This is a genomic window from Salipiger sp. H15 (genome assembly GCF_040409955.1).
Taxonomy (GTDB): Bacteria; Pseudomonadota; Alphaproteobacteria; order Rhodobacterales; family Rhodobacteraceae; genus Salipiger.
Genome location: NZ_CP123384.1, coordinates 810,139 through 832,579, shown reverse-complemented (window position 1 = coordinate 832,579; position 22,441 = coordinate 810,139). Strand labels below are relative to the sequence as shown.

21 protein-coding genes and 1 tRNA gene are annotated in these 22,441 nt (G+C 69.3%); 9 read left to right on the top strand and 13 right to left on the bottom strand.

Annotated features, from left to right (window positions below):
* Positions 1 to 338 precede the first annotated feature (338 nt).
* From PVT71_RS04075 to ttcA, 8 genes are all read right to left on the bottom strand, one after another.
* Positions 339 to 827: a histidine phosphatase family protein gene (locus tag PVT71_RS04075; RefSeq protein ID WP_353473220.1), complete on the bottom strand. Its 489-nt coding sequence runs from the start codon at positions 825 to 827 to the stop codon at positions 339 to 341.
* Entirely contained in the window at positions 824 to 1,504 is a 681-nt protein-coding gene (locus PVT71_RS04070; protein ID WP_353473219.1) for a ferredoxin, read from the bottom strand. The genes PVT71_RS04075 and PVT71_RS04070 overlap by 4 nt, the downstream gene beginning before the upstream one ends.
* Complete coding sequence (argB, locus tag PVT71_RS04065) at positions 1,501 to 2,394, bottom strand: acetylglutamate kinase (protein WP_353473218.1); 894 nt, start codon at positions 2,392 to 2,394, stop codon at positions 1,501 to 1,503. The genes PVT71_RS04070 and argB overlap by 4 nt, the downstream gene beginning before the upstream one ends.
* 78 nt (positions 2,395 to 2,472) lie before the next feature.
* Positions 2,473 to 3,129, bottom strand: coding sequence for a ribosome biogenesis GTP-binding protein YihA/YsxC (gene yihA / locus PVT71_RS04060; RefSeq protein WP_353473217.1), 657 nt, complete (start codon positions 3,127 to 3,129; stop codon positions 2,473 to 2,475).
* On the bottom strand, positions 3,126 to 3,869 hold the full coding sequence (locus PVT71_RS04055; RefSeq protein WP_353473216.1) for an MOSC N-terminal beta barrel domain-containing protein: 744 nt from the start codon (positions 3,867 to 3,869) through the stop codon (positions 3,126 to 3,128). Before PVT71_RS04055 ends, yihA begins: the two co-directional genes overlap by 4 nt.
* Positions 3,866 to 5,704, bottom strand: a complete 1,839-nt coding sequence (yidC, locus tag PVT71_RS04050; RefSeq protein ID WP_353473215.1) for a membrane protein insertase YidC — start codon at positions 5,702 to 5,704, stop codon at positions 3,866 to 3,868. Before yidC ends, PVT71_RS04055 begins: the two co-directional genes overlap by 4 nt.
* Before the next feature lie 316 nt (positions 5,705 to 6,020).
* Positions 6,021 to 7,583 (bottom strand): GGDEF domain-containing phosphodiesterase, encoded by a 1,563-nt coding sequence (locus PVT71_RS04045; RefSeq protein WP_353473214.1) that lies wholly within the window; start codon positions 7,581 to 7,583, stop codon positions 6,021 to 6,023.
* A gap of 91 nt (positions 7,584 to 7,674) precedes the next feature.
* Positions 7,675 to 8,562: a tRNA 2-thiocytidine(32) synthetase TtcA gene (gene ttcA, locus PVT71_RS04040; protein WP_353473213.1), complete on the bottom strand. Its 888-nt coding sequence runs from the start codon at positions 8,560 to 8,562 to the stop codon at positions 7,675 to 7,677.
* Between the two features lie 77 nt (positions 8,563 to 8,639).
* On the opposite strand from ttcA, the gene PVT71_RS04035 reads away from it, so the two are divergent.
* Positions 8,640 to 9,497: an ORF6N domain-containing protein gene (locus PVT71_RS04035; protein ID WP_353473212.1), complete on the top strand. Its 858-nt coding sequence runs from the start codon at positions 8,640 to 8,642 to the stop codon at positions 9,495 to 9,497.
* 17 nt (positions 9,498 to 9,514) lie between these two features.
* Here the strand turns inward: PVT71_RS04035 and yidD are convergent, their stop codons facing one another.
* From yidD to rpmH, 3 genes are all read right to left on the bottom strand, one after another.
* Positions 9,515 to 9,736 (bottom strand): membrane protein insertion efficiency factor YidD, encoded by a 222-nt coding sequence (gene yidD / locus PVT71_RS04030; protein ID WP_353473211.1) that lies wholly within the window; start codon positions 9,734 to 9,736, stop codon positions 9,515 to 9,517.
* Complete coding sequence (gene rnpA, locus PVT71_RS04025; protein ID WP_353473210.1) at positions 9,733 to 10,110, bottom strand: ribonuclease P protein component; 378 nt, start codon at positions 10,108 to 10,110, stop codon at positions 9,733 to 9,735. The genes yidD and rnpA overlap by 4 nt, the downstream gene beginning before the upstream one ends.
* Before the next feature lie 133 nt (positions 10,111 to 10,243).
* Entirely contained in the window at positions 10,244 to 10,378 is a 135-nt protein-coding gene (gene rpmH / locus PVT71_RS04020) for a 50S ribosomal protein L34 (protein WP_008884025.1), read from the bottom strand.
* 350 nt (positions 10,379 to 10,728) lie between these two features.
* Here rpmH and PVT71_RS04015 point away from each other — a divergent pair, with 350 nt between their 5' ends.
* From PVT71_RS04015 to PVT71_RS04000, 4 genes are all read left to right on the top strand, one after another.
* Entirely contained in the window at positions 10,729 to 11,469 is a 741-nt protein-coding gene (locus PVT71_RS04015; protein ID WP_353473209.1) for a VTT domain-containing protein, read from the top strand.
* A 31-nt stretch (positions 11,470 to 11,500) separates the two neighbouring features.
* Positions 11,501 to 12,919 (top strand): FAD-dependent oxidoreductase, encoded by a 1,419-nt coding sequence (locus PVT71_RS04010; RefSeq protein ID WP_353473208.1) that lies wholly within the window; start codon positions 11,501 to 11,503, stop codon positions 12,917 to 12,919.
* A 19-nt stretch (positions 12,920 to 12,938) separates the two neighbouring features.
* Positions 12,939 to 14,321 (top strand): HAMP domain-containing sensor histidine kinase, encoded by a 1,383-nt coding sequence (locus PVT71_RS04005; RefSeq protein ID WP_353473207.1) that lies wholly within the window; start codon positions 12,939 to 12,941, stop codon positions 14,319 to 14,321.
* A gap of 75 nt (positions 14,322 to 14,396) precedes the next feature.
* Positions 14,397 to 14,473: transfer RNA gene (locus PVT71_RS04000), tRNA-Arg, on the top strand.
* 78 nt (positions 14,474 to 14,551) lie between these two features.
* Here PVT71_RS04000 and PVT71_RS03995 read toward each other — a convergent pair.
* Together PVT71_RS03995 and PVT71_RS03990 are read right to left on the bottom strand one after the other, a co-directional pair.
* The gene (locus tag PVT71_RS03995) at positions 14,552 to 15,247 is read right to left on the bottom strand and encodes a CbiX/SirB N-terminal domain-containing protein (protein ID WP_353473206.1); all 696 of its coding nucleotides are present in this window, start codon (positions 15,245 to 15,247) and stop codon (positions 14,552 to 14,554) included.
* Positions 15,248 to 15,342: 95 nt separating this feature from the next.
* Complete coding sequence (locus tag PVT71_RS03990) at positions 15,343 to 15,903, bottom strand: DUF4202 domain-containing protein (RefSeq protein WP_353473205.1); 561 nt, start codon at positions 15,901 to 15,903, stop codon at positions 15,343 to 15,345.
* A 260-nt stretch (positions 15,904 to 16,163) separates the two neighbouring features.
* Between PVT71_RS03990 and cydD the strand changes: the two genes are divergently transcribed.
* The 4 genes from cydD to cydB all read left to right on the top strand — a co-directional run bounded on the left by cydD (position 16,164) and on the right by cydB (position 22,441).
* Positions 16,164 to 17,828 carry a thiol reductant ABC exporter subunit CydD gene (cydD, locus tag PVT71_RS03985; RefSeq protein ID WP_353473204.1) on the top strand — a complete coding sequence of 555 codons (1,665 nt, stop codon included), beginning with the start codon at positions 16,164 to 16,166 and terminating at the stop codon, positions 17,826 to 17,828.
* Positions 17,822 to 19,489, top strand: a complete 1,668-nt coding sequence (locus PVT71_RS03980) for an ATP-binding cassette domain-containing protein (RefSeq protein ID WP_353473203.1) — start codon at positions 17,822 to 17,824, stop codon at positions 19,487 to 19,489. The genes cydD and PVT71_RS03980 overlap by 7 nt, the downstream gene beginning before the upstream one ends.
* Positions 19,490 to 19,661: 172 nt before the next feature.
* The gene (locus PVT71_RS03975) at positions 19,662 to 21,275 is read left to right on the top strand and encodes a cytochrome ubiquinol oxidase subunit I (RefSeq protein WP_353473202.1); all 1,614 of its coding nucleotides are present in this window, start codon (positions 19,662 to 19,664) and stop codon (positions 21,273 to 21,275) included.
* 5 nt (positions 21,276 to 21,280) lie between these two features.
* Entirely contained in the window at positions 21,281 to 22,441 is a 1,161-nt protein-coding gene (cydB, locus tag PVT71_RS03970) for a cytochrome d ubiquinol oxidase subunit II (RefSeq protein WP_353473201.1), read from the top strand.

Genomic DNA, 22,441 nt, shown 5'->3' with positions numbered 1-22,441 from the left:
AATCTGAATTATAGGCGCGAGTCCCATGCGATTTGGGGCTCGCTTTTTTGTCGCTTGTGTTACAGTCCGTTACACAGCGTCGCATCGCGATGCATGTCGATTTGGAATCTGTACCGGTGTCCATGAAGGGGCTTTCGCTTCCTGGTCGTCCGAGAGTCGTCCGAAGTCGGATTGCCGTAGGGGAGGACGGCAATGCGACGCGGATGACCCGGACCACGTGAGGTGGGGGCTTTCGCCAAGTACCGGCTACAGCGGCGCTCGCGATCCTTTGGGAGGGGGATCGCGGGCGTCACTGTTTTCAGGCCCCTGAAACTTCGCAACAATCCGGTCGGAGAGGGTCAGGCAAGCTCGCGCGGGACGATGAACTCATGGCAGGCCGCCATGCCGAGGCGCGCCTCGGACCAGTCCTCGACCGGGAAGTCGGCCACCAGCGTGGCGCCGGTCGGATAGGTGCCGAACTTCGGATGGCCGGGGCCGTGCGTGACCACCAGGTTGGCGAATTCGCCGATGCCGGGATTGTGCCCGAGCATCAGCACGGTTGCCCCGCTCGCCTCCTGCAGGCTCTTGAGCAGGATCTTCGGCCCGGCAAGGTAGAGCCGGTCCTCGAAACGCGTCGGAAGCTCGCCGAGGCCGAGGAGGTCGAGCGTCTCGCGGGTGCGCGCGGCCGAGGAACAGAGGACCTGATCCGGCACGATCTGCTCGGCCCGCAGCCAATCGCCGAGCGCCCGGGCGCTCTTCCGGCCGCGCGGGTTCAGCGGGCGCGCATGGTCCGGCATGCCCACCGACCAATCGGATTTCGCATGCCGCATGAGAATGAGCCGTTTCATCCGCGTCCCTCCACCGCCGGCGGCCAGTCTTCCATGAAAGCGGTCATGTGGAAAGCGGCCTGCGCCGGCTGCCGCTGCAGGCTGGCCGAGAGCGGGCAGGCGCGGCGCACGAGGCATCCGCGCTGGCGGCACTCGGCGCCCGCGTCGCGGCGCAGGTGGGCCTGGCAGGCGGCGACGTCATAAGGGGTGCCCGCGCCGAGCGCACCGACGGGACAGGCACCGCGACAGGGGGCGTCGCAGGTGTCGCAGGGGCGGCGGGCAGGGGGCGGAAGCGGCAGGCGCAGGGGCAGCGCGATCGCGCCCCGGTAGCTGACCAGCAGGCCAGCGGTGCGATGCACCAGCAGCGCCGGCGGTGCCGCGAAGGCCTGGCCGCTGGCGAGCGCCCAGGCGAAGAAGGAGGGGTAGGGTGGGCCGTCCGAGGGAAGGACCGCGCTGCCGCCGAACCGCCCGGCCAGCGCGCCGATCACCCGCTTGGACCAGCGATCCATCGGTGCCGTCGCGCCGTCGAGGTATTCCGGCGAGGCCGAGAAGACCGGCCAGAACCGCGGCTCGTCGGGGCCGAGAAGCACCAGCGTCGCGCAGCCGTCCGGCGCGCCGTCGCCGGGCGCGGGGTGGAAGGCGCCGCGCAGGGCGAGGCCTTCGGTCCGCGCCGCGGCGTCGATCTCGCCGAGGCTCACGTGCGCGGGCGCACCGGCTCCAGGTCGGCGCGGCGAATCAGCGAGCCGGCGCCATGCTCGGTGAAGAGCTCGAGCAGGCAGGCGTTGGGCACGCGCCCGTCGAGGATGACCACCGCGCGCACGCCGTCCTCGACCGCCTTCAGCGCGGTCTCGGTCTTGGGGATCATGCCGCCGGCGATGGTGCCGTCGTCGATCATCGCGCGGACTTCCTCGGGGGTCATCTGCGTGACCACCTCGCCGTCCTTGTTCTTCACGCCCGAGACGTCGGTCAGCAGCAGCAGGCGGTCGGCCTTGAGCGCCGCGGCCAGCGCGCCAGCGGCGGTGTCGCCGTTGACGTTGAAGGTCTCGAGATAGTCCATGCCGGTCGCGACAGGGGCCACCACGGGGATGATCCCGGCGGCGAAGAGGTCGCGCAGCACCTGCACGTTGCACTCGACCGGACGCCCGACGAAGCCGAGTTCCGGATCGTCCGCCTCGCAGACGATGAGGTCATCATCCTTGCCCGAGAGGCCGACCGCACGGCCGCCCTCGTCCATGATCGCCTGCACGATGCGCTTGTTGACGAGGCCGGTGAGCACCATCTCGACCACCTCGACGGTGGCCTGGTCGGTGACGCGCTTGCCGCGCTTGAACTCCGACTGGATGTTCAGCTTGGCGAGCATGTCGTTGATCATCGGCCCGCCGCCATGCACCACGACCGGGTTCACGCCGACCTGTCGCATCAGCACGATGTCCCGGGCGAACTCGGCCATGGCGTCGGTGTCGCCCATGGCGTTGCCGCCGAACTTCACCACAACGATCGCGCCCGTATAGCGCTGCAGGTAGGGCAGGGCTTCGTTGAGAGTGCGGGCTGTCGCGATCCAGTCTCGGTTCATCGTCTGCTTCTTCATCTAGGGTGCATCCTCGATGCGGGGAATGTCTCTGTTCCGGAGAACTAGATCCAACGCCGGGGATTGCGAAGGGGAAATTCAGGAAAGCCCGCTGATGATGGCGCGGAGCGTGGGAATGCCCTCGCCCTTCTCGGAACTGGTCAGCACGATCTCGGGATAGGCGGCCGGGTGCTTGGAGAGCTTGCCGCGCACCTGCTCGAGGATCTTAGCAAGCTCGCTGGCCTTCAGCTTGTCGGTCTTGGTCAGCACCGCCTGGAAGGTCACCGCCGACTTGTCGAGCAGTTCCATGATCTCCTCGTCCACGGATTTCACCCCGTGGCGCGCGTCGATCAGCACGAAGGCGCGGCGCAGCGAGGCGCGGCCCGAGAGGTACTGCTTGAGCAGGCGCTGCCATTTCTCGACCACGGCGACGGGCGCGTTGGCGAAGCCGTAGCCCGGAAGGTCGACGAGGTAGTGGCTCTCGTTCAGCGTGAAGAAGTTGATCTCCTGCGTCCGGCCCGGCGTGTTCGACGCCCGGGCAAGGCCCTTGCGGCCGGTCAGCGCGTTGATCAGGCTCGACTTGCCGACGTTGGAACGCCCGGCAAAGCAGACCTCGGGACGGTCGTCGGGCGGCAGGCCGTCCATGGCCACCACGCCCTTGAGGAACTGCACGTCGCCGGCAAAGGCCTTGCGCGCGGCCTCGCGGGTCACGTCATCGGGGTCTTCGGCGATGGGGAAGGGAAGGGGGGTCGTCACAGCAGGGTCACCTCGTCGTCATGGGCGATCTCGCCGCCAGTCGTCACTTCGGCCTGCACCGAGAAATCCGTATGCCCCCAGTGACGCAGCGCGCCCAGCGTATCCGCATCGCGCTGGCCTGTCTCGGGGTTTACGGTGGTGGCGGCGCAGCGGCCGGTCCGCTCGCGCACGACGAGCGTCGCGCCGCCGATGCGAATCTCGCGCCCGACCCAGTCCCATTCCGCCCAGGGCTCCAGCCCGTCGAGCCAGATGTTGCCGCGCCAGCGGTGGATCGACAGCGGGCTCCCGATCTGCGCCTCGACCGCGCGGTGCGAGGCCATGTTGCAGATCGTGATCGAGGGGAAGGGCGCGTCGGTCATGCCGCGTGCCTGCGCCCGGACGAGCCGCGCCGGTTGCGCGCGCTCGGCGGGCATCAGCGGGCGCACCCAGTCGAGGAAGGCGGTGCCGTCACGGTCGGGGTCGATCGTCAGGTCGGGGCGGTCCGGGTGGTGCAGGGTAAGGGTGCCCGCCGCCTCGTCCAGCTCTGTGCTGATCGCCATGAGCTGGGGCGCCTTGACGCCCCGGCTGAAGTTTCCGCAGCTGACCCACTCGGAGCCATCCGCATCGGAATTCTCGTGCGCCACGGCCCAGGCGCGGTCGAAGGGCAGGCAGTGGTGCGCGCGAAGGGTCACCCGGTCCAGCGCCTCGCGGCCATGGGCCTTGATCGGGTGGCGCCAGATCTGGGTGACCCGTCCGCTCATTTTCCGCCCGACTTCGCGTCCTTGGGCTTGCGCTTGAAGGTCGACCGGATGTTGCCGAACACGTCAGGCTTGGCCCCGTGGCTGCGCATGATCAGGTACTGCTGGGTGAAGGTGATCGTGTTGTTGGTGATCCAGTAGAGCACCAGGCCCGAGGCGAAGCCGCCGAGCATGAACATGAACACCCAGGGCATCCAGGCAAAGATCATCGCCTGCGCGGGATCGGTCGGCGTCGGGTTCAGCTTCTGCTGCAGGAACATCGAGATGCCCAGCAGGATCGGCAGGATGCCGATGAAGATCATCGCCAGCGTCGTGCCCGCCTCGGGGGCTGCCCAGGGCAGCAGACCGAAGAGGTTGTAGAGCGAGGTGGGATCGGGGGCCGAAAGGTCCTGGAACGGGCCGAAGAAGGGCGCGTGACGCAGTTCGAACGAGACGAAGATCACCTTGTAGAGCGAGAAGAAGATCGGGATCTGCAGCAGGATCGGCAGGCAGCCCGAGGCCGGGTTGACCTTTTCGCGCTTGTAGAGGGCCATCATCTCCTGCTGGAGCTTCTGGCGGTCGTCGCCGGCCTTCTTCTTCAGCTCCTCCATCTGCGGCTGCAGTTCCTTCATCTTCGCCATCGACACGTAGGACTTGTACGCGAGCGGGAAGAGGAGCGCCTTGAGCAGGATGGTCAGGCCGATGATCGACAGGCCCATGTTGCCGATCCACTGGTGGATGTGGTGCAGCAGCCAGAAGATCGGCTTGGTGAGGAAGAAGAACCAGCCCCAGTCGATGCTGTCGACGAAACGGTCGACGCCCTGATCCTGGTACTCGTTGATCACTTCCCAGACCTTGGCGCCCGAGAACATGCGGGTCGAGACCTCGGCGGTGGCGCCGGGGGCGATGGTCTGCGTCGGCAGCACGATCTCTGCCTGGTAGATGTCGCGGGCCTCGTTGTACTTGATCGCCTGGCGGTAGCTGGTGCCGGCGTCGGGGATCAGCACGGTTTCCCAGTAGTGCTCGGTGAAGCCGATCCAGCCGTTCTGCGAGACCTGGTAGGTCTCGGCGCGGGTGCTCTGCTCGGCGGTCGGGTCGAAGTCGCGGATCTTCTTGTACTTGTTCTCGGCGAGGGTGCCATCGGTCATCGAGATGGAGCCCTCGTGCAGCACGAAGAAGTTCTTCAGATCCGACGGCTCGCCATGGCGGGCAAGGATGCCGTAGGGCGCGGCCGAGACCTCGTTGGCCGAGGTGTTCTCGACCGACTGGGTGACGCGGAACATGAACTTCTCGTCGACCGCGAAGGTGCGGCGGAAGATCAGGCCCGCGGGGCTGTCCCAGCGCAGGGTGACCGGGCTGTCGACATCGAGGCTCTCGCCGGATTCGACCGTCCACTCGGTGTTCGGGCCGGGCACGTCGGCGGCCTGCAGGCCATTGCCCGGAGCCCAGCCGTAGACGGCGTAATAGGGATCGGCGCCACCCACCGGGGCGAGCAGCTGGACCACCGGCGAGCTCTCGTCGTTGGTCTCGTGGTAGTTGCGCAGCTTGAGGTCGTCGATGCGGCCGCCGGTGAGGGCGATCGAGCCGATCAGGTTCGGCGCGTCGATGTCGACGCGCGCGGTGTCGAGCGCGGCCTCGGGGGCTGCCGTCGTGGCCGTGGCCGCGGGCGCCGCGCCGGCGTCAGCCGTGGCATTCGGTGCCGTCACGCCGGTGCCGGGCGTCGCCTCGAGCGTCTGCTCGGTGGTCTGTGCCGTCTCGTCCACCGTCGCTTCGGGCGGGGGGAAGAGCAGGAACCAGACGAGGATCACGACGAAGCTCAGCGCCGTGGCGATGAGCAGATTCTTGTTCTGATTGTCCATGCGAGAGACCGCCACCTGTCCTTGGAAAGTCAAGGCCGGGTTCAACAGGGCGGACCCCCAAAGGTCAAGCCGATTCATGCGTGGCAAGGGGGTTTGTGACCGTTTCGGGCCGTGGAATGCGGTGTTGCCTCTGGGGAAGGGAGGGGTGGCGGGGTGGATTGTGCCGTGCCGGGCCGTGTCGGCCGCGAGCGGGGGAGGCGACAATCGCCGTTTCCCGGGCGCGACTTCCTTTCGCAATTCGGGCCCGTGGCGGGCCGCGCGTCGATTGCGCCGGGGCGCGCGGATCGATGCGGGGTGGTCCGGGAGCGCGCTTGTCTCAGGCCGGGCGGCGCCCCAGCTTCTGCGCGGCGGCGATGCGCTGCGCGTGCTCGCGCGCCCATTCGGCCAGCTGCGGCGCGGGCATCGGGCGGGCGATGCCGAATCCCTGCGCGTGGTCGCAGCCGAGCTGGGCGAGCAGCGCGTGTTCGCCGCTGCTTTCGACGCCCTCGGCCACGGTTTCCAGCCCCAGCCGGTCGGCCAGCCCGAGCACCGCGGCAAGCATGCGCCGCTGGTCCTCGCTGCGGTCGATGCGGGTGACGAAGCTGCGATCGATCTTCAGCCGGTGCACGGTGACGCGGCGCAGCGCGGCGATCGAGGCGTGGCCGGTGCCGAAATCGTCGAGGTCGACCCGGCAGCCGAGCCGGGCGAGGGCGGTGACATTGCGCGCGATGATGCCGTCGGGGCTTTCGGCGATCACCGTTTCGAGCACCTCGATCCCGAGCCGGCTCGCGGCCATGCCATAGCGGTCGAGGTCCCATTTCAGCCGGTCGACCAAGCGCGGGTTGCGCAACTCGACCTCCGAGAAATTGATGCTGACGCGGGGAATGCGCAGACCCTGCTCGTCCCAGCCGCGCAGCGCGGACAGCCCGTGATGCAGCACCGCCTCGGTCAGCTGGTCCATCCGCCCGGCATCGTGCAGCGCGCCGAGGAAGCGCGAGGGGGGGACGATTCCGTGCTGCGGGTGCATCCAGCGCACCAGCGCCTCGACACCGCTGATCTCGCCGGTCGAGGTGCAGAGCTGCGGCTGGTACCAGGGCTGGATCTGCCCCTTGGCCAGCGCCGCCTCGACCTCGGACAGCAGGACCGTGCGGGCGCGCCGCTCGGCGCGCATCCCCTCGCTCCAGGCGCGGATCGCCGAGGGGGCATTGTCCATCGCCTCGCGCAGCGCGGCCTGGGCGCAGTCGAGCATGTCGGCGCCCACGGCCCCGGGACGCAGCCGTGCCGAGCCGCAGAAGCCCACGGCGACCGAGAGGTAGTGCACGCCGGTGTCGGTGGCGGCCGGTTCCTCGAGCCCGCGCTGCAGCCGGTCGGCGAGGGCGAGCAGCGCCTCGAGATCGAGGCGGAGGCCGGGCGCGATCAGCGCCATGAACCGGGAATCGCCGATGCGCATCGCGCTGTCCTCGGGGCGCAGCAGCTCGCGCAGGCGGGCAAGGAAGAGCACGCGCAGGGTTTCGGCGACACCCTCGCCCATGCGGCGCGAGATGGTCTCGAGCCCCTCGGCCTCGAACAGCAGGCAGGCGGTGTGCATCTGCGCGGCGCGGGCGCGCTCGAAACCCTGCGCGGCGAGGTCCTGCGCCACCGCCATGCTCACGAGATCCTGCCCGGCGCGCTGCTCCGCATGGCCGGCGACCGGTGGCTCGGCACCGAGCACCAGCCCGTATGCCAGCGGGATCACCAGCGCGAGGCCGAGAAGCATCGACTCGCCCCCCAGCCAGAACCCGCCGAGGGTGAGTGCGGGCAGGAAGGCGAGCATGTGCGGCCCGACCGTCCAGCGGCGCAGCTGCAGCCGCGCCAGCAGCGTTCGGCAGGCGAGAAGCCCCTGCGAGAGGGGCCGGCGCAAAAAGGGTCCGTGCGAGAGATCCGGCGGCATGGTCCGCCCCCATCATCAACAGCGATGCGGACAGGCCTAGCGCAAGAGGGTAAGGCTTCGCTTAACGCAGGTCGGGGATCCCGTCATCCGCGTCGGGCGCGCGCGTGGTGATGTCGCGCATCAGCCCGGCGAAGTCGAAGAGCTTGGGATCCATCATGTGCGAGGGGCGGATGTTGGTCAGCGCCTTGAACATCACCTGTCGGCGGCCGGGCGAGTTCTTTTCCCAGCCGTCGAGGATCTGCTTCACCTGCTGGCGCTGCAGCCCGTCCTGCGAGCCGCAGAGGTCGCAGGGGATGATCGGGTAGTTCATCGACCGCGCGAACTTCTCGCAATCGGCCTCGGACACATGGGCGAGCGGGCGGTAGACGAAGAGATCGCCCTCCTCGTTGACCAGCTTCGGCGGCATGGTCGCAAGGCGCCCGCCGTGGAAGAGGTTCATGAAGAAGGTCTCGAGGATGTCGTCGCGGTGATGGCCGAGCACGACCGCCGAGCAGCCCTCCTCGCGGGCGATGCGGTAGAGGTTGCCGCGGCGCAGGCGCGAGCAGAGCGCGCAGTAGGTGCGGCCCTGCGGGACCTTGTCCATGACGATCGAATAGGTGTCCTGGTACTCGATCCGGTGCGGCACACCCATCTTCTCGAGGAACTCGGGCAGCACCGTCGCGGGGAAGCCGGGCTGGCCCTGGTCGAGGTTGCAGGCAAGGATCTCGACCGGCAGCAGCCCGCGCCATTTCAGCTCGTAGAGCACCGCCAGCAGCGTGTAGCTGTCCTTGCCGCCCGAGAGGCACACCAGCCATTTCGGCAGGGCGCCATCCTCGCGGCGTTCGATCATGCCATACTGCTCCACCGCCTCGCGCGTGTTCTGCACGATGCGCTTGCGCAGCTTCTTGAACTCGGTGCTCTTCGGAGCCCCGTAGAACAGCGGGTGGATGTCGTCGGCGTCATCAAACATGGGCTGCGTTTACTCGGCGGCTTTGTTACGCTCAAGGCAAAGATTGCGTTGCAGGCATGGGAAGACGGGGAATCCGCGTGGGCGAACTCGACACTGGCGTTGCGGAAGGCGGAGGGCTGGGGGACACGGTCGCGGGGGCGATCTACCTGATCCGCGGGCAGCGGGTGATCCTCGATCTCGACGTGGCCGAGTTCTTCGGCACCACCACGGGCAAGGTGAACCAGTACCGCAAGCGGAATGCCGACCGGTTTTCCGAGCTCTACGCCTTCGAGCTCTCCGCGGAGGAGTGGGAGGCGCTGAGGTCACAGGATGTGATCTCCGCCAAGCTCCGGAGTCGCCGCTACCGGCCCTGGGCCTATACCGAGCACGGGTTCACCATGCTCTCGATGGGCATGAAGGGGGCGCGGGCGGCGACCATCGCGCATGTGGTGATCGACACTTTCGTCAGCTTCCGGCGGGGCACCCTGTCACAGGCGCCGGTTCTGGGCGGGGCCAACGCGCGGCGCGACCGGCGCACGATGATCGAGGCGATCCAGACGCAGATGCGCGCTCTGCTCGAGGTGCGGCTGCCGAGCGGCGACACGGTGTCCGAGGAACTCGACACCATCACCCGCAAGGCGATCACGCGGGTGAAGGCGGTGATCGACGCGCCGGTGGTCAACCAGGAGAAGCTTTTGAGCGAGATCGCCCTGATCGAGGCCGAGACCCGCCGCACCTACTCGGAGATCCGCAAGATGGAGGCCGAGACGCAGAAGCTCTGGAACGAGGTCTACATCGGGCGGCTCGACCTGATCGTGCGGATGCGCGAGATGGTCACGCAGCTCGAGCGCGACGAGGTCAGGCAGCTTGCCGAAGGTACGTTCGACGCGCTGCCGCAGGGGGAGGCCCCGGCCAATGCCCGCCTCCTGCCGGGGGACGAAGATCACAAAACGTGATCTCCGGCCGGGCGGCCCTAGTCGGGGACGTTGTCGATGCCGGAGCCGCCGAGCGGATGGCAGCGCAGGATGCGGCGGATCGTCAGGTACGAGCCCTTGAACGCACCGTGCTTTTCCAGCGCCTCGAGCGCGTAGGCCGAGCAGGTCGGCTGGAAGCGGCAGCCATGACCCACCCAGGGCGAGAAGATCAGGCGATAGGCGCGGACGGGCAGGGCAGCGATATGGGCGAGCGGGCTCACGGCCGCGGCGTCCGGGGCTTGCCCGAGCCGTGGATCTGCCGGATCGCCTGCGCGAGATCGCCCTGCAGCGCGGTGAACTCGCGCGCGGCGGTGGCCTCGGCGCGGCCGATCAGCACGTAGTCCCAGCCCGGCTTGCCCAGTTCCGGCAGGCCGAGGCGCGCGATCTCGCGCAGCCGGCGCTTGGCGCGGTTGCGGGCGACGGCATTGCCGACCTTCTTGGAACAGGTGAAGCCGACGCGGATCAGATCCGAGCCGTCATCGCGAAAGCGGGCCTGCAGCAGGAAGGACGGCACCGGCTGCCGCCGGGCACGCGCCGCCGCGAGGAAATCGCTGCGCTTGCGCAGGACCTCGAGTTTCGGGGTGTCCTTCCCCATCAGGGCATCGCCTTCGGCGCTGCTAAGGTCTGAATCCGCACGCATGCCAAGCGCAAAGGCCGCCTCGGGCTGTTCCGAAGCGGCCTTGGCCGGTGTCTTGTGCTGACGCTCCGCCATGGGCAGAGCGCGCGGCTCAGGCGCTGAGCCGCTTGCGACCGCGTGCGCGGCGCGCATTCAGAACCGCGCGGCCGCCCTTGGTGGCCATCCGGGCACGGAAGCCGTGGCGGCGCTTGCGAACGAGGTTCGAAGGCTGAAAGGTGCGTTTCATCGCGCTCTTCTCCGTCTGATCTGGCCTCCGGGGAGGCCGGTCTGTCTACATGGTCTCATTGCTGCCTGCGGCGTCCGCCCGACGTGCCAGTAGATTGGCAGCAAGAGCTTACATCACAGACGGCCCTAAGCGGATTCGCCGGGCCGGGTCATTCGAGTGCCGTGCTATAGGCAGGAGTGGCCCCGGTGTCAAACCTCTATCCGGCCAGCGGGGCAAGATTTCCCGCCGCAGGCGTGTCGGCTCCTGCCACGCGGGTTTCGGGAAGGCAACGGCATGGCCCCGGGATAACCGTCGATCAAGGCCGCGTGATAAGGCTGTGCGCGGACGATTCTGCACGCCATTCTAGGGGCATGACGAACCCTGACCCGAAACCGGCCCCCGCGCGCCCGCGCCTGCTGCGCCACCTGCCCCTTGCCCTGATCGCGCTCGTGGCGGTGATCGGCGCTGTGACGCTGCGCGAGTACATCAGCTTCGAGACGTTGCGCGAGAATCGCGCCGCGCTGCTGGCCCTGCGCGACAGCAACTACCTCGCGCTGGCCGGGGGATTCGTCGCGGCCTACGTCGCCATCGTCGCCTTCTCGCTGCCGGGGGCCGCCGTCGCCTCGGTGACCGGAGGGTTCCTCTTCGGCCTCGGGCCGGGGACGGCGCTCAACGTCCTGTCGGCCACGCTGGGCGCGATCGCCATCTTCCTCGCGGCGCGGGCGGGGCTCGGGCAGGTGCTCTCGGCGCGGCTCGACGCCTCGGAGGGGCGGCTCGGGAAGCTTCGCGACGGGCTGCGACAGAACGAGGTGAGCGTGCTCCTGCTGCTGCGGCTGGTGCCTGCGGTACCTTTCTTCGTGGCGAATCTGCTGCCGGCGCTGGTCGGGGTGCGGTTCGCGACCTTCGCCTGGACCACGGCCTTGGGAATCATCCCCGGGGCGCTGGTCTTCACCTCGATCGGCGTGGGCGTCGGCTCGGTCTTCGACCGGGGCGGCGAGCCGGACCTGAGCCTGCTCTGGGCGCCGCAGGTGATCGGGCCACTGTTGGGACTGGCGGCGCTTGCGGCGCTGCCGATCGCGCTGCGCGCCTGGCGGGCGCGCAGGGGAATCTGAGGCGGAATCTGAGGCCGGGAGCATGAGTGCCATGGAAACGATCAAGACCGACCTGCTGATCATCGGCGCTGGCTCCGGCGGCCTTTCGGTCGCGGCGGGGGCCGCGCAGATGGGCGCGCGCGTGGTGCTGGTCGAGCGCGGCGAGATGGGCGGCGATTGCCTGAACTACGGCTGCGTGCCCTCCAAGGCGCTGATCGCCGCCGCGGATCAGGCCCATGCGCCCGAGACCTCCGCGGCCTTCGGCATCGACCTCGCCCCGCCGAAAGTCGACTGGCCCCGCGTGCGCGCCCATGTGCACGAGACCATCGCCCGCATTGCCCCGGTCGATTCGCAGGCGCGCTTCGAGGGGCTCGGCGTGCAAGTGATCCGCGAGCACGCGCGATTTGTCTCGGAACGCGAGGTCGAGGCCGGGCGCTACCGGATCGCCGCCCGCCGGATCGTGCTGGCGACCGGCTCAGCGCCCGCCGTTCCGCCGGTCTCGGGGCTGGCGGATGTGCCCTACCTGACCAACGAGACGCTGTGGGACCTGCAGGAGTTGCCCTCGCACCTGCTGATTCTCGGCGGCGGGCCCATCGGCATGGAGATGGCGCAGGCCTTCCGGCGTCTCGGATCGCAGGTCACCGTGGTCGAGGGGGCACGGGCACTGGGGCGCGAGGACGCGGAGATGGCGGCGATCGTGCTCGACCACCTGCGCGGCGAGGGGGTGACGATTCTCGAGCGCGAGACGGTCAGCAGCGCCACCCGGCAGGGCGGGGCGATCGAGCTGCGGCTCGCGGGCGGCGGCAGCCTCACCGGCTCGCACCTGCTGGTCGCGGCGGGGCGCAGGCCGAACACCGAGGGGCTCGGGCTCGCCGAGGCGGGAATCGAGACGACGAAGACCGGGATCCGCGTCGATGCGGGGCTGCGCACGACGAATCGCCGGGTCTACGCCATCGGCGATGCCGCGGGCGGGCTGCAGTTCACCCATCTTGCGGGCTACCACGCGGGAATCGTCCTGCGCTCGGCGCTTTTCGGCCTGCCGGCAAAGGCCTCGACCGAGCACGTGCCCCGCGCCACCTACACCCGCCCCGAACTGGCCCATGTCGGCCTGACCGAGGTCGAGGCGCGGCAGCGCTACGGCGACCGGCTGGAGGTGCTGCGCGAGGCGTTGCAGCACAATGACCGGGCGATTGCCGGGCGGGAGACGGCGGGTCTTGCCAAGGTCATGGTGCACCGCGGGCGGCCCGTGGGCGCCACCATCGTCGGCGCGCAGGCGGGGGATCTCATCGCGACCTGGGCGCTGGCAATCTCGGCAGGGGTCAAGATTGCGCAGGTTGCGGGCATGATCGCGCCCTATCCGACGCTGGGGGAGCTTAACAAACGGGTTGCCGGATCCTATTTCACACCCAGATTGTTTGAAAACCGCACGGTCAAGGCTGTTACACGAACAGTTCAACGCCTGCTTCCCTGAAAGCTCAAGACTGCTCTAGATGTTCAACTCGCTCTCAGGCCGCTTTCTGGTTCTCACGACCGTTTTCGTGATGCTGGCCGAAGTGCTGATCTTCGTGCCCTCCGTGGCCCGATTCCGTCAGGATTTTCTCAACGACCACCTCGAGCGCGCGCAGATCGCCTCGCTGGCGCTGCTGGCCGACGACGTGCTGGCCCCCGAGCTCGAGGCCGAGCTGCTGGAGAACGCCGGGGTCTACAACGTGGTGCTGCAGCGCGACGAGCGGCGCGAGCTGGCGCTGTCCTCGCCCATGCCGGGCTCGGTGGACGAAAGCTACGACCTGCGCGAGGCCGGGCCGCTGATCCTGATGCGCGACGCGATGCTGCGGCTCTTCGACACGCAGCCGCGGCTGATCCGGGTGCTGGGCTATCCCAAGGACGACGGCGGCGAGCTGATCGAGGTCACCATGGACAGCCTGCCGCTGCGCACGGCGATGATCGACTTCGGCCTGCGCGTGCTGCTGGTCTCGGCGCTGCTGTCGCTGATCACCGCGCTGCTGCTCTTCCTCGCGGTGCGGGTGCTGCTGGTGAAGCCGATCAAGGGCGTCGTCGGCCACATGCAGCGCTATGCCGAGGATCCCGAGGACGCGCGGCGGATCATCACCCCGGGCGCCAGCGTGCGCGAGATTCGCGAGGCCGAGGAGGCGCTGAAATCGCTCGAGACGCAGCTGTCGCAGTCGCTGCGGCAGAAGGAGCGGCTGGCCCAGCTCGGCGGCGCCGTGGCGCGGGTGAGCCACGACCTGCGCAACATCCTCAGCTCGGCGCAGCTCTTCACCGACCGCATCGAGATGTCCGAGGACCCGGCGGTGAAGCGCATGGCGCCCAAGCTGGTCAGCTCGATCACCCGCGCCGTGTCGCTCTGCGAGACGACGCTGGCCTTCGGCAAGGCCGAGGAGCCCGCGCCGATGCTGACCCAGTTCAACCTTGCCGAGCTGGTCAACGAGGTGCTCGAGGCCGAGCGCCTCGCGATCGGCGAGCACGAGGTGAGCCTGTCGGAGGACATTCCCGCCTCGCTGCAGATTCGCGGCGACCCCGAGCAGATCTACCGCGCCATCGCGAATCTCGTGCGCAACGCCCGCCAGGCGATCACCGGCTCGGGCGAGGAGGGCGAGATCGCCGTCTCGGCCCGCGTCGAAGAGGACGCCTGGATCATTGACGTGACCGACACCGGCCCGGGCCTGCCGCCGAAGGCGCGCGAGCACCTGTTCCAGCCCTTCCAGGGCGGCGCGCGCAAGGGCGGGGCGGGGCTCGGGCTGGCCATCGTCGCCGAGCTGGTGCGCAATCACGGTGGAAAGCTGCAGCTGCTGCGCTCGGACGCGACCGGAACCTGCTTCGAAATCCGCCTTCCGACCGGCGATCTCGGGTGACCTCAGGTCAGTCGGGAAATTTCTTCGAAATGGCCCTTGCGCATATCCGGAACTAAGTCTAAACCCCGCCCTCACGGACCGATAGCTCAGCTGGATAGAGTACTTGACTACGAATCAAGGGGTCGGGGGTTCGAATCCTCCTCGGTCCGCCACTCCCCACCGGGGGACGGCAAAAAAGAAGGCCACCGCAGCGCGGTGGCCTTCTTTTTTTGTTCCGGCGCCCCCGCGTCTCATGGCGCGGCTGCCTGATTTTCAAGGCTTTGCGCGATCAGCTCCGGGGTTTCCGGCCAGTCTATGAAGGCCGGCAGCACCGGCCCCGCGAAGCCTGCATCCTTCAAGGCCTCCGGCACATCCTCCAGCATGTGCCCCGCGTTGAGCGCGAATTGCGGGAGACAGACCGCCTGTCCGAGTCCCCGCGCCGACTCGTTCAGGAACGGGGCTTCCTCGACATAGCCCGCGTGCGCCTCGGCGAATCCCATCTCGGCCTTCAGCGCGGCGGCGAAGTCCCGGGCGCTCTCGGCGCTGGTGCGCGAAACGGCGCTGCCATGGGCCGCGACCAGCAACGTCGTCTCCGCCGCCTTCCATCCCCTGCCATCGAGTTCCCGGCGCAGCGCATGGGCGGCGCTGGCCACCAGCGCGGGCTCGGTGCCGAAGGGCTCCAGCACCCGCAGCCCCAGCTGCGCGGCGCGCTTGGCCAGCACCGTCCCGGTGAAATAGCCGCGCGCCATGAAATAGGGGTAGACCCAAGGGCTGCCGAGCGCAGCCACGGCGGCGTCGAAGGCGCCCTCCTTGGCGAGGGTCGCCCCGCCGATGCGCCAGCCGGGCAGCAGCGCGCCCACGCGCGCGGCGAGGTCCTGCAGCGCCGCCTCCTGCGGATCGGGATCGGAGGGGCTGCCATGGGCGACGATGAGGGCGGAACGGGTCATGTCTTCAGGTCTCGGTACCTTGTCCTGCGGCGCAAACTAGCGCCGCAAGAGTTTTCGAAAACTCTTGCAAGTTCCTACGAAGGACCTTGCCCGGCTCAGTCGCGGAACGCCCCCGCAAACGGTTCGGGCAGGTCGAACTCCTGCAACACCCGCGCGCGGCCGTCGGGCGACATCTTCAGCGCGGTCTTCTCGACGATGCGCTGCAGACCCTCGGCGTCGCGCCCCTCGGCGAAGGGTGAGAAGTACCACTTGAGGAAGGTGAAGCAGATCACGTCCTCAAGCGCCTGCACCTCGGCGTCGCGCTTGATGCCTTCCTTGCGCAGCAGCACGCCCACGCGCTCCTGCGCGTCCTCGTCGTAGCCCGCCTTCGACATCATCCCCGCGAGCCGCGCGCCGTGGCGGCGGCCCTGTTCCTTGCGCCAGGCGAAATAGCCGGGGCGGTCCATCGGGTAGGATTCGCGCGGCAGCAGCCAGCGCTCGACGTGCTGGCCGCGCGCGGCGATCTGCAGCACCTCCGAGGCATCCGGGAAGAGCCGCGCCAGTTCCGCGCTCATGCGCTCGCCGTAGAGCAGGGCGGCGGGCTGGCCGCCTTCGACGGTCGGATCCTGGGCATTGGCGGAATCGATCTCCGACAGGACCATCTCGAGCGCGCTCATCTCCGGGCTCCTTCGGGGGTAGGGGGCTGGGGCATCGGGGAAATCTCCTGTCCGGGTGGTCCGGGCAGCGTGGCACGGGCGTTTCGCCGGTGCAACGCCCGGGGTGGGCAGGCGGGTCGGCTCCGGCGCGTGCCCGACGCGCCTGCCGGCGGATCAGGCGGGGCGTGGCGGCAGAGTGACGCGCGGGGGCGTTTGTGGTTGAATCCCGGAACCATCCCCTATCTCGTTGACCGAGATGCAGATTTCCTCGCGGAGTCGTGATGCCGAAAGCCCCCGAGCCAGAGCGGACCCGTGCCGAGCGCCTGCTCGGTGACGCGGCGCGGCAGCGGCTGGGCCGCGCCTCGCGCCTCTCGGCGCTGGCGGCGGCGCTCTGGCTGCCGCAGGCCGCGGCGCTGGCCTGGGGGATCGCCGGGTGGGCCGAGGGCGCGCCGCTGTGGCGCACGCTCTGGATGGCGCTGGCCTTCGCGCTCCTGGGCCTGCTTCGCGGCTGGGGCGAGGGGCGGGCCGCGCGCCTCGCCTTCCGCGCCGCGGACGAGACGCTGCACCTCCAGCGGCAGGCGCTGCTCGATCGCGAGGCGCTGCGCCTTGGGGGGGGCTCCTCGGCGGCGCTGGCGGCGCTGCTGACCGAGAAGCTGGCCGCCCTCGGCCCCTGGATCACCCGCTATCGCCCCGCCATGGCGCGCGCGCGCCTGCTGCCGCTCCTCTATCTCGCGGCGATCCTGCCCCTGTCCTGGGCGGCGGGCCTGGTGCTGCTGGTCGCCGGGCCGCTGATCCCGGTCTTCATGGCGCTGGTGGGCATGGCCGCGCAGGAGGCGAGCCGGAAGCAGATGGTCGAGGTGGGCGCGATGAACACGCTGCTGATCGACCGCATCGCCGCCCTGCCGGACCTTTTGCTGCTGGGGGCCGCCGGGGCCTCGCGCGCCGAGTTCGCCGCCCGTGCCGAGGGACTGCGTGCGCGCACCATGGCGGTGCTGCGCGTGGCGTTCCTCTCCTCGACCGTGCTCGAGCTCTTCTCGGCGCTCGGCGTGGCCATGGTGGCCGTCTACGTCGGCTTCTCGCTGCTGGGAGAGATCACCTTCGGCACCTGGGGCGCGCCGCTCACGCTGTTCCAGGGGCTCTTCCTGCTGCTGCTCGCGCCCGACTTCTTCCAGCCGCTGCGCGACCTTGCCGCGGCCTGGCACGACCGGGCGGCGGCCGAGGCGGTGGCCGGGGAGCTGGCCTCCGTCGCCGACGAGCCCGGGACGCCGGTTCTGGGGCAGGGGGCGGACGCCGCGCCGCTTGATGGGCCGGCCTCGGTCTCGCTCCGGGGCGTTCGGGTGGCGCAGGGGGAGCAACTGGTGGCGCTTCCGGACATGGAGATTGCGCCGGGCACGTCGCTGGCACTGCGCGGGCCGAGCGGGGTGGGCAAGACCACGGCGCTCGACGTCATCTCCGGGCTGCTGGCCCCGGCGGAGGGGCAGGTCCTGGTTGCGGGGCATCTGCTGAGCGACGCGACCGCCGACGCCTGGCGCGCCCGCCTCGCCTACGTGCCGCAGCGGGTGCATATCCCGGACGAGACGCTCCGCGCGTTTCTGACCGGCTCGCCCGAGGGCGAGGTGCCGGAAGAGGCGCTGCGCAGGGCCCGCGCCAGCCGCATCGTCGAGACGCTGCCCGAGGGGCTCGACACGGTGCTGGGCGAAAGCGGCGCCGGCGTCTCGGGGGGCGAGGCGCGCCGCCTGCTGCTCGCGCGCGCGCTGATCCGGGGCGCCGGGGTGATCCTTGCCGACGAGCCCACCGCCGATCTCGACGCCACCACCGGCGCCGCGGTCATCGCGGTGCTGCGCGACATGGCGGCCGAGGGGCGGACGGTGATCGTCGCGACCCATGACCCGGCGCTTGCTGCCGCCATGGACCGCGTCGTCGACCTGGAGCCGCACCCATGCTGAGGCTCTGGCAGGTCCTGCGCCTCCTGTGGCGGGCGCACCCCGTCGCCATGTGGCGCGGCGCGCTGCTGGCGGTGCTGGTGCTGCTGATGGGGGCGGGGCTGCTCGGGCTCTCGGGCTGGTTCATCACTGCGACCGGCATGGCGGGTGTTGCGGGGGTCGGCATCGCCTTCGACGTGTTCCGTCCCAGCGCCGGGGTGCGCGGGCTGGCGCTTGGCCGGGCGGCGGCGCGTTACGGCGAGCGGCTGCTCACCCATGACGCGACGCTGCGGGCGCTGGCGGCGCTGCGGGTGAGCCTGCTCGCGCGGCTCGAACGCTTCCCTGTGGCTGACCTGCGGCGCCTGCGCGGTGCCTCGGCGCTGACCCGGATCACCGCCGACGTGGACGCGCTCGACGGGGTGGTGCTGCGGCTTGCGCTGCCCGTCGCGGCGGCGCTTCTGACCCATGTAGCGGTCTTCTTCGGCCTCTGGGCGCTGACCTCGCACGCGGTCGCGCTCTCGGTTGCGGCGGGCTACCTGCTTGGCGGCGGTCTCGTGCTCTGGCGGGTGGCGCGCGCCACGCTCGGCCTTTCGGGCAGGGCCGAGAATGCCGCGCAGGACCTGCGCCGCCGCGCCATCGGCCTCTTCCGCGGCCGCCGCGAGGCGATCCTGCAGGGCGCGCTGCCGCCCTGGCGCGCGGGGCTGGACGGCGCCGAGGCCGAGGCGCGCGAGGCGATGGACCATCTCGACCGCATCGACATGCGCGCGGGTCAGGGCCTTTCGGCCATCGTCACGCTGGTCGCGGCGGGGGTCTTCGCGCTGGCGGGCTGGCTGGTGGCGGCGACGGAGCTCGACCCCGCGCGCGCCGCCATCGGCGTCTTCGTCGCGCTGGCGCTTGGCGAGACGCTGCTGCCGCTGCGCCGGGGCATGGCCGAGATCGGCCGGATGCGCGATGCCGCCGAGCGGGTGCTGGCCGAGCCGCCGGAGATGGCGCGCCCCGCGCGGGTCGCTGGGGCCGCTCCCGCGGATGCGCCGGTGCTGGAGCTGCGCCACCTGTCGCTGGCCCGGCCCGGCTGGACGCGCCTGCTGCTGCACGATGTGTCCTTCACCCTGCGACCCGGCGAGACGCTGGCGCTGCGCGGCGCCTCGGGGCTCGGCAAGTCCACCCTGCTCGACGTGATCGCGGGGCTCGAGCCGGTGACGGCGGGCGAGGTGCTGCTGCTCGGGCGCCCGCTCGGCGCATGGCCCGAGCCCGAACTGCGCGAGGCGCTGACCCTCGTGCCGCAGCGCTCGGCGCTGGTCTCGGGCACGGTGCTCGAGAACCTCGCGCTGGCCCGTCCGGCGCTGACCGAGGCCGAGGCCATGGCCGCGCTCGAGGCCGTGCAGCTGGCGCAGACCGTCGCGGCGCGGGGTGGCACCGGTTCACCTTTGGGTGAGGGCGGGGCAGGGCTCTCGGGCGGAGAGGCGCGGCGACTGGTTCTCGCCCGGGCGCTGCTGCGCCGCCCGAAGCTGCTGCTGCTCGACGAGCCGACCGAGGGTCTGGATCCCGACATGGCAAGGCAAGTGCTTGCAGGCGTGAGGGAATTTCTGCCGGAGGCCGCGATCGTCACCGCCTCTCACCGGGCGGCGGAGCTGGAGGCCGCCGGGCGCGTGATCGACCTGAAAACCTATATCCCCAAAACATGATCATCTTGATGCAGATCAAACCGGTGGCACAATGCCCGGGTGTAGCAGGGCATCTGAAAGGTGTCGCACGGTAAAGAGTATCCGCCCACCTCGACTTGAAGCTTGTGACCGGGGGCCGGGGCCACGCGCGTGACCGCCCGCCATCCGGACACATGGACAGAGGAGTACTGACATGGAGCTCGATGTTGTCGAGCTGTCGCGTCTGCAATTTGCGATGACGGCGCTTTACCACTTCCTCTTCGTGCCGCTGACGCTGGGTCTGTCGATCCTCGTGGCGATCATGGAGACGGTCTACGTGATGACCGGGCGGCCGATCTGGCGACAGATGACGAAATTCTGGGGCACGCTGTTCGGGATCAACTTCGTTCTCGGGGTGGCCACGGGGATCACCATGGAATTCCAGTTCGGCATGAACTGGAGCTATTACAGCCACTACGTCGGCGACATCTTCGGCGCGCCGCTGGCAATCGAGGGGCTGATGGCCTTCTTCCTCGAGGCGACCTTCGTCGGGCTGTTCTTCTTCGGCTGGGACAGGCTCTCGCGCGTGGCGCATTGCATCGTCGCCTGGCTGGTGGCGATCGGCTCGAACTTCTCGGCGTTGTGGATCCTCATCGCCAACGGCTGGATGGTCAATCCGGTGGGGGCCGAGTTCAACCCCGAGACCATGCGCATGGAGATGACCAACTTCTTCGACGTGGTGTTCAACGAGGTGGCGCAGGCGAAGTTCGTGCACACCGTCTCGGCGGGCTACATCACCGCCTCGATCTTCGTGCTGGGCGTGTCGTGCTGGTACATGCTGAAGGGCCGCCACGTGGAACTTGCGCGGCGCTCGATCTCGGTCGCGGCCTCCTTCGGCCTTGCCGCCTCGCTCTCGGTCGTGGTGCTGGGCGACGAGTCCGGCTACTCGGCCAGCCACACTCAGAAGATGAAGCTCGCCGCGATCGAGGCGATGTGGGAGACCGAGCCGGCCCCGGCGCATTTCACCCTCATCGGCTTCCCCGACCAGGAGGCGCGCGAGACCCATTACGCGGTGCATATCCCCTGGGTCATGGGGCTCATCGGCACCCGCTCGCTGACCCGCGAGATCCCCGGCATCAACGAGCTGGTCGCGGAATCCGAAGCGCGCATCCGCTCGGGCATCCTCGCCTATGACGAGCTGATGACCATCCGCGCGCAGCGCGGAGACACGCCCGAGGAGGTGCGCCAGAGTTTCGAGCGCCACTCGGGTGACCTTGGCTACGCGCTGCTGCTGAAGCGCTACGTGGACGACCCGCGCGAGGCCACGGAAGAGCAGATCAGGATGGCCGCCGACGACACCGTGCCGGGCGTCGCGCCGCTCTTTTGGTCGTTCCGCATCATGGTCGGGCTCGGCTTCTCGTTCATCGCGCTGACCGGGCTCTTCTTCGTGCTCAGCAATTTCCGCCGAAATGGCTATCCCCGCTGGGCGCTTCGGCTCGCGGTGCTCTGGATCCCGCTGCCCTGGATCGCCGCCGAGATGGGCTGGATCGTCGCCGAGTACGGCCGCCAGCCCTGGACGGTGGACGGCATCCTGCCCACCGCGCTCTCGGCCTCGCACCTGAGCGTGGCCGACCTGCTCTTCACCATCGCGGGCTTCGCGATCTTCTACACCGTGCTCTTCATCGTCGAGATGGGCCTCATGCTGAAATACATCCGCAAGGGCCCGCAGGAGGATGTCGAGGAAACCGAGAAATGGATGGCGCGGCACGAGCATCGGCTGCGCACCCATGACGGCAAGGGTCCCTTTGCCGATGTGCCCGCGGAGTAAGCGCCATGATCCTGCATGATCTTATCAGTTTCGAACTTCTCCGCCTGGTCTGGTGGGCGCTGCTCGGCGTGCTGCTGATCGGCTTCGCGCTCACCGACGGGTTCGACATGGGGGTCGGCGCGCTGCTGCCCTTCGTCGGCCAGACCGACGTCGAGAGGCGCGTGGTGATCAACACCATCGGCCCGGTGTGGGAGGGCAACCAGGTCTGGTTCATCCTTGGCGGCGGCGCGATCTTCGCCGCCTGGCCCCCGCTCTACGCGGTCAGCTTCTCGGGCTTCTACCTTGCGATGTTCGCCATCCTCGCGGCGCTGATCCTGCGCCCGGTGGGCTTCAAGTACCGCTCCAAGCGCGAGAGCGCGAAATGGCGGAACGGCTGGGACTGGGCACTCTTCGTCGGCGGCGCGGCCCCGGCGCTGCTCTTCGGCGTGGCGGTGGGCAACGTGCTTCTGGGTGTGCCCTTCCACCTGACCGAGGATCTCATGCCGATGTACGACGGCAGCTTCCTGGGCAAGTTCCTCGGGCTGCTGCGCCCCTTCGCGCTGCTCTGCGGGGTGGTGTCGCTGTCGATGCTGATCATGCACGGCGCGGCCTGGCTGTCGCTGAAGACCAAGGGCATGGTCGCCTTTCGCGCGCAGCGCATCGGCACGGTCGCCGGGATCATCGCGGCGGGCGGTTACGCGCTGGCCGGGCTCTGGCTGGCCTTCGGCATCGACGGCTTCCACATCACCTCCGAGATCGTGAAGGACGGCCCCTCGAACCCGCTCTTCAAGGAGGTCGCGCGCGGCGGCTCGTGGCTGGCGGCCTATGCCGAGCGCCCGTGGATCGCGATCGCGCCGGTGCTTGGCTTCGCGGGCATCTTCATGGCCGTGCGGGGGCTGCGCGAGGGGTTCGAGGTCTCGACCTTCCTGTGGTCCAAGCTGGCGATCCTCGGGGTCATCTCGAGCGTCGGGCTGACCATGTTCCCCTTCATCCTGCCGTCCACCGTCGATCCGCGCAGCTCGCTCACCGTCTGGGACAGCTCGTCCTCGCACCTGACGCTCTTCGTCATGCTGGTGGCGACGGTGATCTTCCTGCCGATCATCCTCGCCTACACGGCCTGGGTCTACAAGGTGCTCTGGGGCAAGGTCACCGAGGAAGACGTTTCCAGCTCGCACAGCGCCTACTGA

Excerpts from the sequence above, each read along its gene's own strand:
- PVT71_RS03975 (WP_353473202.1), top strand. The coding sequence starts at position 19,662 with ATGGAGCTCGATGTTGTCGAGCTGTCGCGTCTGCAATTTGCGATGACG.
- ttcA (WP_353473213.1), bottom strand. The coding sequence starts at position 8,562 with ATGTTTGATGACGCCGACGACATCCACCCGCTGTTCTACGGGGCTCCG.
- PVT71_RS04055 (WP_353473216.1), bottom strand. The coding sequence starts at position 3,869 with ATGAGCGGACGGGTCACCCAGATCTGGCGCCACCCGATCAAGGCCCAT.
- PVT71_RS04015 (WP_353473209.1), top strand. The coding sequence starts at position 10,729 with ATGACGAACCCTGACCCGAAACCGGCCCCCGCGCGCCCGCGCCTGCTG.
- PVT71_RS04075 (WP_353473220.1), bottom strand. The coding sequence starts at position 827 with ATGAAACGGCTCATTCTCATGCGGCATGCGAAATCCGATTGGTCGGTG.
- cydD (WP_353473204.1), top strand. The coding sequence starts at position 16,164 with ATGCCGAAAGCCCCCGAGCCAGAGCGGACCCGTGCCGAGCGCCTGCTC.
- yidC (WP_353473215.1), bottom strand. The coding sequence starts at position 5,704 with ATGGACAATCAGAACAAGAATCTGCTCATCGCCACGGCGCTGAGCTTC.
- PVT71_RS03995 (WP_353473206.1), bottom strand. The coding sequence starts at position 15,247 with ATGACCCGTTCCGCCCTCATCGTCGCCCATGGCAGCCCCTCCGATCCC.
- cydB (WP_353473201.1), top strand. The coding sequence starts at position 21,281 with ATGATCCTGCATGATCTTATCAGTTTCGAACTTCTCCGCCTGGTCTGG.
- PVT71_RS03980 (WP_353473203.1), top strand. The coding sequence starts at position 17,822 with ATGCTGAGGCTCTGGCAGGTCCTGCGCCTCCTGTGGCGGGCGCACCCC.
- PVT71_RS04010 (WP_353473208.1), top strand. The coding sequence starts at position 11,501 with ATGGAAACGATCAAGACCGACCTGCTGATCATCGGCGCTGGCTCCGGC.
- PVT71_RS04005 (WP_353473207.1), top strand. The coding sequence starts at position 12,939 with ATGTTCAACTCGCTCTCAGGCCGCTTTCTGGTTCTCACGACCGTTTTC.
- argB (WP_353473218.1), bottom strand. The coding sequence starts at position 2,394 with ATGAAGAAGCAGACGATGAACCGAGACTGGATCGCGACAGCCCGCACT.
- rpmH (WP_008884025.1), bottom strand. The coding sequence starts at position 10,378 with ATGAAACGCACCTTTCAGCCTTCGAACCTCGTTCGCAAGCGCCGCCAC.
- PVT71_RS03990 (WP_353473205.1), bottom strand. The coding sequence starts at position 15,903 with ATGAGCGCGCTCGAGATGGTCCTGTCGGAGATCGATTCCGCCAATGCC.
- rnpA (WP_353473210.1), bottom strand. The coding sequence starts at position 10,110 with ATGGGGAAGGACACCCCGAAACTCGAGGTCCTGCGCAAGCGCAGCGAT.